Source organism: Actinosynnema sp. NPDC049800, assembly GCF_040656635.1.
Taxonomy (GTDB): domain Bacteria; phylum Actinomycetota; class Actinomycetes; order Mycobacteriales; family Pseudonocardiaceae; genus Actinosynnema.
This window is the reverse complement of the sequence record NZ_JBFAMT010000063.1, coordinates 32,832-47,838: the sequence shown is the minus strand read 5'-3', so window position 1 is coordinate 47,838 and position 15,007 is coordinate 32,832. Positions and strand designations below refer to the sequence as shown.

General features: G+C 73.5%; 8 protein-coding genes. 5 read left to right on the top strand and 3 right to left on the bottom strand.

The genetic code is table 11. From position 1 onward, the window contains the following. Positions 1–68 precede the first annotated feature (68 nt). Complete coding sequence (locus AB0I91_RS38885; RefSeq protein ID WP_499617665.1) at positions 69–3,134, bottom strand: discoidin domain-containing protein; 3,066 nt, start codon at positions 3,132–3,134, stop codon at positions 69–71. Positions 3,135–3,324: 190 nt separating this feature from the next. On the opposite strand from AB0I91_RS38885, the gene AB0I91_RS38880 reads away from it, so the two are divergent. Together AB0I91_RS38880 and AB0I91_RS38875 are read left to right on the top strand one after the other, a co-directional pair. Beyond that, positions 3,325–3,747, top strand: coding sequence for a hypothetical protein (locus AB0I91_RS38880; RefSeq protein WP_498781002.1), 423 nt, complete (start codon positions 3,325–3,327; stop codon positions 3,745–3,747). Between the two features lie 153 nt (positions 3,748–3,900). Continuing rightward, positions 3,901–4,158, top strand: a complete 258-nt coding sequence (locus AB0I91_RS38875) for a hypothetical protein (RefSeq protein WP_498781004.1) — start codon at positions 3,901–3,903, stop codon at positions 4,156–4,158. 47 nt (positions 4,159–4,205) lie between these two features. Here AB0I91_RS38875 and AB0I91_RS38870 read toward each other — a convergent pair whose 3' ends face one another. Further along, complete coding sequence (locus tag AB0I91_RS38870) at positions 4,206–5,687, bottom strand: bifunctional 3-(3-hydroxy-phenyl)propionate/3-hydroxycinnamic acid hydroxylase (RefSeq protein WP_499641321.1); 1,482 nt, start codon at positions 5,685–5,687, stop codon at positions 4,206–4,208. A 59-nt stretch (positions 5,688–5,746) separates the two neighbouring features. Further along, a complete protein-coding gene (locus AB0I91_RS38865) occupies positions 5,747–8,881 on the bottom strand; it encodes an ATP-binding protein (protein ID WP_499641319.1) in 3,135 nt (1,044 codons plus the stop codon). A 55-nt stretch (positions 8,882–8,936) separates the two neighbouring features. On the opposite strand from AB0I91_RS38865, the gene AB0I91_RS38860 reads away from it, so the two are divergent. The 3 genes from AB0I91_RS38860 (at position 8,937) to rph (ending at position 14,913) form a co-directional block, all read left to right on the top strand. Next, the gene (locus tag AB0I91_RS38860) at positions 8,937–10,616 is read left to right on the top strand and encodes an NAD(P)/FAD-dependent oxidoreductase (RefSeq protein ID WP_499641317.1); all 1,680 of its coding nucleotides are present in this window, start codon (positions 8,937–8,939) and stop codon (positions 10,614–10,616) included. Continuing rightward, positions 10,616–12,073, top strand: coding sequence for an ATP-binding protein (locus AB0I91_RS38855; RefSeq protein ID WP_499617687.1), 1,458 nt, complete (start codon positions 10,616–10,618; stop codon positions 12,071–12,073). The genes AB0I91_RS38860 and AB0I91_RS38855 overlap by 1 nt, the downstream gene beginning before the upstream one ends. A gap of 239 nt (positions 12,074–12,312) precedes the next feature. Beyond that, positions 12,313–14,913, top strand: a complete 2,601-nt coding sequence (gene rph / locus AB0I91_RS38850; protein ID WP_499641315.1) for a rifamycin-inactivating phosphotransferase — start codon at positions 12,313–12,315, stop codon at positions 14,911–14,913. Positions 14,914–15,007: the final 94 nt, after the last annotated feature.

Genomic DNA, 15,007 nt, shown 5'->3' with positions numbered 1-15,007 from the left:
ACCCCCAACCCCCCCCCCCCCGCCGCCCCCCCCCCCCGCCCCCCGCGGGGTGGGTAGGACACGCGGGTTCACCAGGTGGTTCGGCCGGAGCCGTAGGGGTAGAGGGGGTTGCCGTAGGTGGTGGGTACGGGGGCGCCCGAGTCGATCCGGGCGCGGATGTCGGCTCGTTCGGCGGCGGTGGCGCCCAGGTCGTACGGGACGTCCCAGTGCTCGGTGGCGTCGGCCGGGATGTCGGTGCCGCCGGGGCGCAGGACGTCGGTCAGGGCACGCGGCAGCTGCCACGGCAGCTTGCCGGTCGGGGTGTAGTCGCCGAACAGCAGCGACGCCAAGGCGGGGCCCATCTCCTCGCCGCCGCGGTACGTCACGACGATCGCGCTCGCCAGGTCGTGCCACTCGGTGATCACGTACGGGCGGGGCAGGACCAGGGCGACCACGACGGGGATGCCCTGGCGGTGGAAGTCCTGGATCACCGCGAGCTGGTCCGGGGGCAGGTAGGGCTGCTCCTTCGGCCAACTCGTCGCGTGGGTGTACGAGGTCTCGCCCACCGCGACGATCGCCAGCTTCGGCGACGGCCCGGTGTCCTTGTGGACGTTCACCCCCGCCTGCGCGGCACGCGTGCGGATCGCCTGCAACATCGTCTGCGACCCGTACTCCTGGTGGAAGTAGCTGGTCCAGATGCAGCACGCGGCCGTGTCGTCGGCACGCGGACCGGCCACCACGATGTTGTCACCGCGGTTGAGCCGCACCGGCAGCACGCCGTTGGTGTTCTTCAACAACGTCATCGCCTCGCGCGAGGCCTGGTTCGCCAGCGCCGCGTACTCCGGCTTGTGGAACCGGTACGGCCCGTTCACCGGGTCGCCGTACGGGTTCTCGAAGATCCCGAGCTTGAACTTCAACCGCAGCACCCGCCGCACCGCGTCGTCGATCCGCGCCGCCGGCACCGCCGAGGTGAACCCGCCGATGGTGAACCCGGGCGCACCGGGGTCCGCGCCGCCCATCACGTCCGACCCCGCGTTCGCCGCGCCGACCCACGACCCCGACGGCAACCAGTCGGTCGTGATCAGCCCGGTGTACCCGAGGTTCTGCCGCAGGTACGCGAGGATCTTCGCGCTGTCACCCGCGCCCGGACCACCGGGGTCCAGCAGCGAGCTGCCCGCGTACCCCGGCATGATGTTCACCGCGCCGGCCTCCATCGCCGCCCGGAACGGCGCGGTGTGGTACTTGATCGTCACGTTGTCGTACACGATCAACGCCTCACCGCCCGCGCCCTCGCCCGGCCAGTGCTTCACCGTCGCCAGCACCGAACCCGGGCTCAGCTCCGGCCCGCCCTGCAACCCGGCCACCAGTGCCCGGACCTGCGCCGACGCCACCTCGGAACTCTCGCCGTTGCCCTCCTGGATGCGCGGGTACAGCACCTTCGTGCCCACCTCGGCCAACGGCCCCAGCACACCGCGCGCGCCGACCTCCAGCTGCTCGCGCCGCTGCATGTCGCCGAGCTTGTACTGCAACGGGTAGTTCCGCGCCGCGGCCAACGCGCTCTGCAACGGGTACGTCGTCTTGTACCCGGCGATGGTGTCGCCCGCCGACACGAACGGGATGCCGAGCCGCGTGCCGCTCGACCCGAGCAGCGCGGTGTGCAGGTCCTGCGCCTCCGCCGGCCCGAAGTGCCAGCCCGAGCGCGGGAACACCTGGGCGTTGTAGAACATCTGGTAGGCCTTCTCCTCGATCGTCATCCGACCGAGCAGGTCGTTCACCCGCGCCTCCACGGGCTGCCGCCAGTCCTCGTACGGCTCGATCGCGCCGTTCTTGTTCAGGTCACGGCTGCCGCTCACCACCCGCACGCCGTCGTCCACCGAGGTCAGCGTCGGCACGTACACGCTGAACGTGCGGATGTTCGACGCGCTGGTGCCGCCGGAGCCGTCCACCGCGACCACGAACCACTTGTACGTCCACCGGTCGGTGATGTCCCACGACGGCGTGTAGCCGGTGCCGGTGGGCTCGGCGACCTTGGTGTAGAGGTCGATCAGGTTGCCCGATGCGGTGAAGTCGTAGTCCGTGCGGCTGACGTTGAGCCAGACCTGGTAGCGCACCGCGCCCGGCACCGCTGCCCACGAGAAGGCCGGCCGCCGGGTGGACGTGATCATCGCCTGGTCGGCCGGCGCGGACAGCGCGAACCGGCCCGTCACCGCGGGCGCCTTGGTCGGCGGCGACAGCAACGGCGGGGTGGCCGCGGAGGTGTCCACGGTGCCGAAGACCTGGAACTCCCAGAGCGAGACGCCGTAGCCGGTGGCCCGCGCGGTGGCGAACAACCGCAGGTAACGGCCCGTGCCGCCGACGGTGAGCCGTTCCACGCCGCCCGTGCCGGTGGTGGTCGCGTAGACCTGCGTCCAGTTCACCGCGTCGTTCGACAGCTCCAGCCGGTACCCCTTCGCGTACGCGCCCTCCCAGTTCAGCACGACCTGGTTGACCGAGGCGACGCCGCCGAAGTCGACCCGCAGCCACTGGTTGTCGGCGAACTGGCTGGACCAGCGGGTGTTCGGCCGGCCGTCCAGCGCCGCGGCGGGCGCGTTGCCGCCCTCCCACGTCGAGGCCGCGACCTGCTTGTACTCGGAGATCGGCGTGCCGGCGGCGGGCCCACCGGTCGTGCCGTAGACCTGGAACTCCCACAGCGAGTAGCCGTAGCCCGTGGCGCGGGCGGTGCCGAACAGCCGCACGTGCCGACCCGTGCCGGTCACCGGGATCGACTGCGTCCCGCCCGTGGCGTCGGCCGCGGTGTGGACCGTGGTCCACGTGGCGCCGTCGGCCGAGGTCTGGAGCTGGAACGCGGTCGCGTAGGCGGCCTCCCAGGTCAGCACCACGCGGTCCAGCGTCGCGGTGGCGCCGAGGTCGACGCTCAACCACTGCGGGTCGGCGAACGCGCTGGACCAGCGGGTGCCCGCGTTGCCGTCGGTGGCGGCGGACGCGGCGGTGCCCGCGTTCTCGGTGGACGAGGCGGTGGTCGGTTTGCCTTGGGAGAGCAGGACCCCGGCGGCTCTCGCTTCCCGTGACGCGGTGAGCTGCCCGGCGATCAGGGCGGCGAGGACGACGAGCAGGGGCAGGACCCGGCGGCGGTGCCGGGCGGGCGCTTCGGGCATGGCGACTCCAGGCAGGGGTGACCCGCGGCCGGTGTGCCGCCGGCCGCGGATCGTCGACAAACGCTCGGAGAGCGCTCTCCCACAGCGAACTTCACCCGCCGTGCCGCCGTCAAGAGACCGGCGGACCGGTTCTCCCGCGCCCGGTGGCCCGGTTCCGGTCGGGTCCGGGAGCGGCGCATAGGATCGCCCGGTGACGATCGCGATTCCCGGCTTCGGCGAACTGACCCCGGTGGACCACGCTCCCGAAGGCGTGGCGTGCTGGAACACGACCGCCGCCGGGACGTCGGTGAGCGTGCTGGTGGAGGAACCGGCCACCACCGACGACCTCGACCTGCCGTTCATCGGCTCGGTCCTGCGCGACCGCCAACGGCTGCTCGCCACCGCCCACGAGGCCGTGGCCGACCACCTGCGCGACCACCCGGGCTACGGGCCGGACGCCGTGGCCGACCCGGAGTTCACCTTCCACCCCGGTCGGGACTGGCTGGTCCGGTTCGCCGAGTGCCGCGTGCCCGGTTTCACCGAGCTTGGCCTGGTGGTGGTGTTCAACGGCGGTGACGTGGTCGGCGTGGACGACCTCGCCGACGTCGACCTCGCGGACGAGACCGAGGGCTGACCGGCGGCGGTCGCCGCGTGCGGCCGGCCGGTTCCGGGACTTCGGCGCGCGGTGAGCGCGGGTACGTGCGGCGCGTTGCCAGGCGTGCGGTGGCTGTGCTGTGATCGGGGCGCCGCCGTGTGGAAAGCGTTTTCCGCGAGAGGGAGAACCCCGATGCGAGCACTGCTCCTGGCGACCCTGCTGCTCCTTGGCGCCGGTACCGCCCAAGCCGCCCCTGCCCTGGCCGCACCTGCACTGGCCGAGCCCGCCCAAGCCGCGCCCGCGGCGATGGACTACTGGCAGTACATGGCCACCTTCGCGACCGAGGAGGAGTGCGAAGCGGAGGGCGCGAAGATCCCCGAGGGCGTCGACTACTACGTCTGCTGGCCGAACGGGGACGTCTGGGACTTCTACTGGGTCTTCCTGACCTGACCTCGCCTGATCGCCGCCGTCGAGCCCGGTGGCGCGGGGTGAGCCGGTCACCGCGCCGCCGCGGACGTCCCTCGGTCGTGCACGAACCGGTCGGGGCGCAGCACGACGACGTCGGTGCGGTGGCGGGCGAACCAGGCGGTGAGCGCGCCGGTGACGTCCACCAGGTCGTCCTCGGCGCAGGGCTGGCCGTCGGCCACCACCCGCAGGAACCGCGCGGGCGGACCGGACCAGTCCCGCGCCGTGCCCGCGTCCACGCCCGGCCCGATGACCGCGAAGTCGGGGCCGAGGACGTCGTCGAGCAGCAGCCTCGCCCCGCCGACGACCACCTCGGGCTGGGGGAACATGACGCGCCCGTCCGGCAGCGCGGGCAGCGGCTTGAACTCGAAGTGGCGCACCAGGCGGCGCACCCGCGGCACGGCCTGCGCCGCGCGCAGCACCACGTCCCGCAGTAAGGCCGCGAACCTGTTGCGCACCAGGAAGACCCGGCCGAGACGCACGCTGGTGAGGGCCATCGCCTCGGTGTGCGGGCGACGTTCGGCCTCGTAGCTGTCCAGCAGCGACTCGGCGTCGTCCGATCCGAGTGCCAGGGCGAGCTTCCAGGTGAGGTTGGCCGCGTCGCGCAGCCCGCTGCACAGGCCCTGGCCGAGGAACGGCGGCATCTGGTGCGCGGCGTCGCCGAGCAGGAACACCCGGCGGTCGCGCCAGCGCTCGGCGACGAGGTGGTGGAACGTGTAGACGATCGCGCGCGTGACGGTGAAGCGGTCCGGGTCGACGTAGGGCGCGACGAGCCGGGCGACCGTCGCGGCATCCGTCATGTCCGCGGGGTCCTCGTCCGGGCGCAGCATGAACTCCAACCGGTAGGTGTCGAACGCGCCGGGGGAGACGAACGCGGGCCGCCGCCAGTCGCACACGAACGTCGTGTGCGGCACCCGCACCGCGCCCGGCGCGACGTCACCGGAGACCGCCAGCCACGGTTCGGCGTAGGACGTGCCGGTGAGCGCGATGCCGGCCGCGACCCGGGTGGTGCTGCGCGCGCCGTCGCACCCGAGCACGTACTTCGCGCGCACCTCGGTCTCCGCGCCGGTGCCGAGGTCGCGCAGGACGACGGTGGCGGCCTCGTCGTCCTGGGTGAGCCGCATCAGCTCGACACCGGTGCGCAGGGTGACGTGCGGGAACCGGTCGAGCCCGGCGCGCAGGGCCGCTTCCAGGCGCGGCTGGTCGAAGAAGTGCAGGGGACGGCCGCCCAGGCCGAAGTCGACCTCGTCCAGGGCGATGGTGGCGAACACCCGGCCCTTGGCGTTGACGTACTCGGCCCGTCCCGGCGGGTGCATGTCGGCGGCCACCTCGGTCCGCAGGCCCGCCTGCTGGTAGATCCGCAACGCCTCGTCGTCGCAGGAGAACGCGCGCGGCTGCCGGTGCGGCGCGGTGTCCCGTTCGACGACCAGGGTGCGCACGCCCCGGCCGCCGAGCAGGTTGGCGGTGAGCGCGCCGACCGGCCCGCACCCGACCACTACGACGTCGAACTCCATGCGTCCTCCCTCTGGTGTCGGGTGACATGTCAGCGGAGGGCTGTTGGAGTTCTGTTGGATCAGCGTGGGAAGCGCGCTCGCACCAGGTCCGCGCCCTGTGCCTCGGCCAGTCGCGCGCCGGTGACCAGGTCGGCCCGGTCGTCGGTGGCCAGGCCGCGGACGCGGTGCAGCTCGGCGGCGAGGACCCGTTCGCCGGTCCGCTCGGCGAGGGCGAGGCCTTCGTCGGCCAACGCCGCCGCGGTGGCGTGGTGCCCGGTCGCCAGGTGCGCGTCCGCCATCGCGGCGAGGGTGATCGTGCGGGTCGAGCGCAGGCCGAGCCGGTGGATGCCGTCCCGGGCCGCCCGCATCGCGTCGCGGCGGCTGTCGTCCCCGCCGCGCACCGCGGCCCACTCGGTGAAGAAGTCGGCGGTCGTGACGAAGTGCGGCATGTGCTGACGTGCGCCGATCTCGCGGCACCGGCGGGCGGCGACGACGGCGGCGGTGACGTCGTGCTCCTGCATCGCGGTCCACGCGGCGAACAGCGCGGCGTTGGCCCGGCCGTACGGGTCGTCGGCGCGTTCGGCGAGGGCGTGCGCGGCGGCGAGGTCGGCGCGGGCCGCGTCCGCGTCACCGCGCAGGGAGCGCACCAGGGCGCGGAAGTCGTGGGTCGCGAGCGTGGGCGTGCGACCGGCCCGTCCGACCAGCTCCCGCGGGTCCAGCTCGTGCAGCCGGTCGATGGCGGCGGTGAGGTGGCGGTCGGCCTCGGCCAGGCGGCCGGTGAAGTAGCCGACCACGCCCAGCAGGTAGTGGCCCGCGGCGCCGATCACGCCGTCGTCCGCGGCGAGGCGGCCCGCGAGGTCGGCGGCGATGGCGAACTCGGCGCGGTTGCAGGCCAGTTCGCCCAGCGTCCACAGGGCGGTGCGCACGTCGGTTCCGGTGTCGACGCGCGCGAGCAGTTCGCGGGCGCGGGCGGCGGCCAGGTCGACGGCGTCGCTGCCGATGCCGACCGTGATCTGGAGCAACGACGTGCGGTGCAGCTGCACGGCCAGCTCCCGTTCCGGCGAGGTGAGCAGGGTGGCGGCCCGGTCGAGGTGCGCCAGGGCGTCCTCGTAGGCGAGGCGGCGGGTGGCGTCGTCGGCGGCTTCGAGGGTCCAGCGCAGGTGGTCGCCCTCCCGGCCGCGGGCCCGGCCGTAGTGGTGGGCCAGCTCGGCCGGGGTGAGGGCGTGCGCGCCGGCGTCGGCGAGCCGGGCGTGCAGGTCGGCACGGCGGGTCGGGGTGAGGTCGGCGTAGGCGGCCTCGGCGAACAGCGGGTGCCGGAAGCGCACCACGCCGGCGTCGGGCTCGGTGACCAGGTGGGTGACGTGCGGGGTGAGCCGGACCTCGGCGGCCGTGGCGGCTTCGAGCAGGTCGACGTCCAGGTCCCGGCCGGCGACGCTCAGCACGTCGAGCCAGTCGCGGGTGCGGTCGTCCAGGGCGTGCAGCCGGCGGCGGACGGTGTCGCGCACGCTCGGCGGCGGCGTGCCGGTCGGATCGGCTGAGGTGAGCAGTTCGGTGAGGAAGAACGGGTTGCCGCCGGTGCGGGTGAGGAGGTCGAGCACCAGGTCGGCCGGTGCGGGCGCGCCGGTGTGCGCGCGGACCAGGCCGGCGACCGCGTCCGCGTCGAGGCCGGCCGGTCTGAGCTGTCGGCAGCCGGGGCTGCGGGCCAGGTCGGCGAGGGTGGCGACCAGGGCGGGGGCGTGCTCGTAGGGGCGCAGGGTCGCGACGACCAGCGCGCGGGACGTGTGCACGGTGGTGGCCAGGTAGCGCAGCAGGAGCAGGGAGTCGGCGTCGGCGGCGTGCAGGTCGTCCAGCACGAGGACGAGGCCGGTGGCGCGGGCGGCGGCGTGCACGAGCGCCGAGACCGCGTCGTAGGTGCGGAAGCGGGCGGTGGGGTCGATGTCGGTGTCGGCGGTGGGGCCCGCGCGGAAGCCCGCCAGTGCCGGGTCGGCGCCCGCGTCGCCGGCCAGGGGCACGAGGGCGCGCACGACCTGGGTCCAGAGCCAGAACGGCGGCGCTTGACCGAGGTCCGGGCAGCGGCCCCACGCGACCGGGACGCCGGCGGCGGAGGCGCGGCGGGCGATGGCGTCGGCCAGGGTGGTCTTGCCGATGCCCGCCTCGCCGACGATCGCCGCGAACCGGCCACCGGTCCGGCCCGATGCCGCGAGGAGGTCGGCGAGGAGGGCGAGCTCGGCCGTCCGACCGACAAGTCGGTCCGGCGGCGGGAAACCGGTGGTGTCGGCGGGTGAGGTGTCGAGGCGGTCGGTCGGGCTGGTGGGCGCGGTGGCGTGGGGGAGATCAGGCGGGCTGGTGGGTGGTGCGGCGTGGTTGAGGTCGGGTGCGGCGTTGGGTGCCGTGGTGCGGCGGTGGTCGGGCGTGGCGGTGGGAGTCAGCGGGGAGGTGCCCGTACCGACCGGTGGCACGGAGTGGGCCAGGACCTGGCGGTGGAGGTCGCGCAGGGCCTCGCCCGGTTCGACGCCGTGCTCGTCGGCCAGCAGCCGGCGGCCCTCGTCGTACACCGCCAGCGCCTCGGTCTGCCGACCCGCCCGGTAGAGCGCGAGCATCAGCTGCGCCCGGGCGTTCTCCCGGTTCGGGTTGGCGGCCACGAACTGGCGCAGGTCCGGCAGCACGGCCTGGTGCCGACCGGCGGCGACGGCGGCGGTGAAGAGGCCTTCGCCGGCCGCGGTCCGCGCCTCCGTGAGGCGTGCCGCGTCCGGTCGCACGGCGGCGAGGTCGGCGGCGGCCACCTCGCCCCGCCAGAGGGCGAGCGCGTCGGTGTAGTGGCGTCCGGCCGCCTCCCACTCGCCGTCGGCGAGCGCCCGCGCGCCCTGCCCGGCCAGCGCGGTGAAGCGCACGGCGTCCACGGCGTCCGGTGGCACGCGCAGCTCGTAGCCACCGGTGTGGCCGCGCAACAGCTCCGCGGGCGCACGCCGTCCGCGCTCCGGTTCGAGCGCCCGGCGCAGCACCGCCACGTACGACCGCAAGGTGACCTGAGCGCCGGCCGGCGGCCGCCCGTCCCACAGCGCGTCGACCAGCCAGTCGGCGCTGACGAACCGGTTGGCGCGCAACACCAGCAGCGTCAACAGGTCACGCTGCCTCGGCCCGCCGAGCGCCGGCCGCCCGCCGTCGCGCTCCACCGTCAACGGCCCCAGGACCCCGAACCGCACCGCGCCGGACACCCGCAGAGGGTAACCGCGATGGGACGGCCGTCCGGGCGGGAACGACAATGTGGACATGACGACTCCTCAGGTCGCGAGGCCCTCGATCCTCACCGTGGACGACGACCCCGGCGTGTCCCGGTCCGTGGCGCGCGACCTGCGCCGCAAGTACGGCGAGCACTACCGGGTCGTGCGGGCGGAGTCCGGTGAGCAGGCGCTCGACGCGGTGCGCGAGATCAAGCTGCGCGGCGAGGAGGTGGCGGTGCTGCTGGCCGACTACCGGATGCCCGGCATGAGCGGCATCGAGTTCCTGGAGGCCGCGATGGACCTCTTCCCGGCCGCACGGCGGGTGCTGCTGACCGCGTACGCCGACACCGACGCGGCGATCCGCGCCATCAACGTCGTCGACCTCGACCACTACCTGCTCAAGCCGTGGGACCCGCCGGAGGAGAAGCTGTACCCCGTGCTGGACGAGCTGCTGCGCGCCTGGTCCGCGGCCGATCGCGGGCCCGCCCGGCAGGTCCGGGTCGTCGGGCACCGCTGGTCGTCGCGGTCCTACGAGGTGCGCGACTTCCTGGCCCGCAACTCCGTCCCGTTCCGCTGGCACGCCGTGGACGACGGCGACCCGGAGACCGGGCGGCTGCTCACCGCGTGCGGCGAGGACGGCGCGCGGCTGCCCGTGGTCGTCACCGCGGACGGCGAGGCGCTGGTGGAGCCGTCGGACGCGGAGCTGGCCGCCCGGGTCGGCCTGACCACCCGGCCGTCCACCGACTTCTACGACCTGATCGTGGTGGGCGGCGGTCCCGCCGGGCTGGGCGCGGCGGTCTACGGCGGCTCGGAGGGACTGCGCACGGTGCTGGTCGAGCGGCGTGCCACCGGCGGTCAGGCGGGCACCAGCAGCCGGATCGAGAACTACCTCGGCTTCCCCGACGGCGTGTCCGGCGAGCAGCTCACCGACCGCGCCCGCCGGCAGGCGCTGAAGTTCGACGTCGAGGTGCTGACCGCGTGCGACGTGGTCGGCCTGGAGGCCCGCGGCGCGGCACGCGTGGTGCGGCTGGGCGACGGCACGGAGCTGGCCGCGCACACCGTCATCCTCGCCACCGGCGTGTCCTACCGGATGCTGGACGCGCCCGGCCTCGGCGCGCTGACCGGCCGGGGCGTGTTCTACGGCGCGGCCACCACCGAGGGGCCGAGCTGCGCGGGCCAGGACGTCTACCTCGTCGGCGGCGCCAACTCGGCGGGCCAGGCGGCGCTCTACTTCGCCGCGCACGCCCGCCGCGTGGTGCTGGTCGTGCGCGGCGACTCGCTGGCCCGGTCCATGTCGCACTACCTCGTCGAGCAGCTCGCCCGGGTCGACAACGTCGAGGTGCGCACGTGCACCGAGGTCGTCGGCGGCACGGGGGAGGAGCACCTGGAGACGCTGACGTTGCGGCACAACAAGACCGGCGAGACGACGACCGTGCCCGCGTCCTGGCTCTTCGCGTTCATCGGCGCCGCACCTCACACCGACTGGCTCACCGGCACGCTGGCCCGTGACGAGCGCGGGTTCGTGCTCGCCGGACCGGACCTGGTCACCGACGGCCGCCTGCCCGAGGGCTGGGGCCTCGACCGGCCGCCCTACCACCTGGAGACCAGCCTGCCGGGCGTGTTCGTCGCCGGCGACGTGCGCGCGGAGTCGGTGAAGCGGGTCGCGTCGGCGGTCGGCGACGGCGCGATGGCCGTGTCGCTGGTCCACCGCTACCTGGAGAGGTCGTGATGGAGAACCTGACGGTCGACGACCTGCGCGGGCTGTTCCTGTTCGAGCACCTGTCGGAGGAGCAGCTGGCGTGGCTCGTCGCGCACGGCCAGGTGGAGACGCACGCGGCGGGCTCCCAGGTGCTGCGCGAAGGACAACCGGCGACGTGCTTCTTCGTGCTGCTGGACGGCACGGTGGCGCTCAGCCGCGTCATCGGCGGTCAGCGCGTGGAGACCAACCGCACCGACCACCGCGGCGCGTACTTCGGGGCCACCCAGGCCTACCTCGGCTCCGACGTGGAGGCCAGGACGGTCTACCAGATGACCGCCGACGCGGTGACCGACGTGCGGCTCTACCAGCTGCCCGCGCACGACTTCGGCGCGATGTTCCGGTCGTGGTTCCCGATGGCCATGCACCTGCTGGAGGGCCTGTTCTTCGGCATGCGCAACACCGAGCGGATCGTCAGCCAGCGGGAACGGCTGCTCGCGCTGGGTTCGCTGTCGGCCGGGCTGACGCACGAGCTGAACAACCCGGCCGCCGCGGCGGTGCGGGCCACCGGGGCGTTGCGCGAACGGGTCGCCGGGATGCGGCACAAGCTCGCGCTGCTGGCGAGCGGCTCGCTCGACCCGGCCACCCTGCCGGTGCTGGTGGAGCTGCAGGAGAGCGCGGTCGAGCAGGTGGCGAAGGCGCCGAAGCTCGGTCCGATGCAGACCGCCGACCTGGAGGACGAGGTCGCCGACTGGCTGGACGCGCACGGCGTGTCCGGCGGCTGGGACCTGGCGCCGGTGCTGGTCGCGGGCGGGCTGGACGTCGAGTGGCTCGACCGCGCGGCGGCGTTGTGCCCGCAGACCGCCACCGAGGCCGCCGTGCGCTGGCTGGCCTACACGGTCGAGACCGAGACGTTGATGAACGAGATCGAGGACGCCACCACCAGGGTGTCCGCGCTGGTCGGCGCGGCCAAGCAGTACTCGCAGGTCGACCGGGCGCCGTTCCAGGTCGTCGACGTGCACGAACTGCTCGACTCCACGCTCGTGATGCTCGGCGGCAAGCTCCGCGACGGGGTGCGCGTGGTCAAGGACTACGACCGCTCCCTGCCCCCGCTGCCCGCGTACCCGGCCGAGCTCAACCAGGTGTGGACGAACCTGGTCGACAACGCGGTGGCCGCCATGGCCGGCGGCGGCACGCTGACCGTGCGTACGTACCGCGCCGGCGAGGACGCGGTGGTGGAGGTCGGCGACACCGGCGTGGGCATCCCGGACGAGGTGAAGAGGCGCATCTTCGAGCCGTTCTTCACCACCAAGCCCGTGGGCGAGGGCACCGGGCTGGGTCTGGACATCTCGTGGCGGATCGTGGTCGACCGCCACCGCGGCGACATCCGGGTGGAGTCCGAGCCCGGCGACACCCGCTTCCGGGTCCACCTGCCGTTGACCGCGCCGTCGGCGGGCGATGCGGAGGACGTGGCCCGGCCGGGTGACTGAGCCGGGTTTCCGGTAAAAGGCGAAGGCGAGGAGATCGCGCCCTTCCGCCACTGTCAACTTATAGCTCATCGGGGGTCTTGCGGCAAGGCCCCCGTGGTGCCGCAGAATGTCCCGCCGAAGCCCTCAACCTGCGGAAATGAGTGTCGGTAAACGCTGTGACAACACATGGACGAGTTCAACGGCCGGCGGTGCGGACGAGGAGCGAGCAAGCTTTGACGGGGCGGACGGAAGGTGAACGGGTGGGCGACTACGTGCTCGATCTGCGGGAGGTCGACCGGACGCAGGTCGCCGTGGTCGGGGGCAAGGGCGCGCACCTGGGAGAGCTCGCGCGGATCGACGGCATCCGCGTGCCGGCCGGTTTCTGCGTCACGACGGACGCCTACCACCGGATCGTGCGGGAGGCGCCGTCGCTCGGCGACCTGCTGGACGGGCTGTCGCGCCTGAACCCGGACGACCGGGAGGCGATCCGCACGCGCAGCGCGGAGATCCGGCAGACCCTCGAAGGGATCGTCGTCCCGGACGACGTGGCGGCGGCGATCACCGGCGCGCTCGCCCGGCTCGGCGAGCGGGACGCCTACGCCGTGCGGTCGAGCGCGACGGCGGAGGACCTGCCGGGCGCGTCCTTCGCGGGCCAGCAGGACACCTACCTGAACGTCGTGGGGCCGGCGGAGGTCGTCCGGCACGTCAGCCGGTGCTGGGCCTCGCTGTTCACCGAACGGGCCGTCACCTACCGCCTGCGCAACGGCTTCGACCACCGCAAGGTCCACATGGCCGTGGTCGTGCAGCGGATGGTCTTCCCGCACGCGTCCGGCGTCCTGTTCACGGCCGATCCCGTCACGTCCAACCGGAAGGTCGCCACCGTGGAGGCCGTGTTCGGCCTCGGCGAGGCCCTGGTCTCCGGCCTGGTGAACGCGGACGCCTACCAGGTGCGCGACGACGAGGTCCTCGCCAAGTCGGTCGCCGCCAAGGAGCTCGCCGTCCTCGCCTCGCCCGACGGCGGGACGCGGGAGCAGGTCGTCGAGCCCGAGCGGAGCGAGCAGCCGGCGCTGACGGACGCCCAGGTCGTGCGGCTGGTGCGGCTCGGCCGGCGGCTCGAAGCGCACTTCGGCCATCCCCAGGACGTCGAGTGGTGCCTGGTCGACGACGACTTCCAGGTCGTGCAGAGCCGGCCGATCACCACGCTGTTCCCCATCCCGGAGACCGACGACGGGGAGAACCACGTCTACGTCTCCGTCGGTCATCAGCAGATGATGACCGACGCCATGAAGCCCTTGGGGTTGTCCGTGTGGCAGTTGACGACTCAGCGGCCCATGGCCGAGGCGGGCGGGAGGTTGTTCGCCGAGGCCACCCGGCTGCTCGCGTCGCCCGCGAGCCGCCCCGGCTTCCTCGAGGTGGTGGGGAAGTCCGATCCGCTGATCGAGGACGCGCTGCGGACCGTCGTCGAGCGCGACGGCTTCCTCCCGTCGGTCCCGCAGGACGGTCCCGTCCAGCCGATCCCCGGCGCCGAGCCGATCACGATCGAGGCCGACCCGGCCCTCGTGACGGAGCTGATCGGGCAGGGCGAGGCGTCCGTCGCCGCGCTGGAGCGCGAGATCAGGACGAAGTCCGGCTCCGAGCTGCTCGACTTCATCCTGGCGGACTTCCAGGAGCTGAGGCGGGTCCTGTTCGACCCGCGCGGCCTCAAGCCGATCATGGCGGCGATGCGGGCGACGTGGTGGCTCAACGAGCACCTGCACGAGTGGCTGGGCGAGAAGGACGCGGCCGACGCGCTCTCGCAGTCCGTGCCCCACAACGTCACGTCGGAGATGGGACTGGCGCTCCTCGACGTCGCGGACGTGATCCGCCCGCACCCCGAGGTCGTCGCCTTCCTGCGCGACGCGGCGGACGAGGACTTCCTCGACGAGCTGGCCGGGCTCGACGGCGGGCGGGAAGCGCGTGACGCCATCGTGGCCTACCTCGACCGGTACGGCATGCGGTGCGTCGGCGAGATCGACATCACCAGGCCGCGGTGGACCGAGCGGCCCACCACCCTGCTGCCCCTGCTCCTGTCCAACGTCAAGAACCTCGAGCCGGGCGCCGGCGCGCGACGCTTCGAGCAGGGGCGGCGGGAGGCGTGGCAGAAGGAGCAGGAGGTGCTGGAGCGCCTGCGGGCGCTGCCGGACGGGGAGCGCAAGGCCGAGGAGACCAAGCGGAACATCGATCTCGTCCGGACGTTCGCCGGGTACCGCGAGTACCCGAAGTACGGGATGATCCGCCGCTACTTCGTCTACAAGCAGGCCTTGCTGGCCGAGGCCGGGCGCCTGGTGAGCGCCGGCGTGCTCCGCGAGGAGGAGGACGTCTTCTTCCTGAGGTTCCAGGAACTCCAGGAAGTCGTGCGCACGCGCCAGGTCGACGACGAACTCGTCAGCCGGCGCAAGGACGAGTTCAGGTCGTACGAGGCGCTCACGCCACCGCGCGTGCTCACCTCGGACGGCGAGACCCTCAACGGGGCGTACCGGCGTGACGACCTGCCCGCGGGCGCGCTGGTCGGCCTGGCGGTGTCCGCCGGGACCGTGGAAGGGCGGGCCCGGGTCATCCTGGACCTGGCCGACGCCGACGTCGAACCGGGCGACATCCTGGTCACGGCGCACACGGACCCCAGTTGGTCGCCCCTGTTCGTCGCGATCGCGGGCCTGGTGACGGAGGTCGGCGGCCTGATGACCCACGGCGCGGTGATCGCGCGGGAGTACGGCCTGCCGGCCGTCGTCGGGGTGGCACGCGCCACCCACGTGATCAGGGACGGGCAGCGGATCCGGGTGAACGGGACCGACGGGCACGTCGAGGTCCTCACCGAGCCGTGACGAACCCGGGCCGGGCGCGGCCGGCTGGTCGGCGTTTCCCCCGGCCGGGGTGAAATGTGGCGAAGGGAATGCGGTCCGCGGCGGTTGTCGCGCT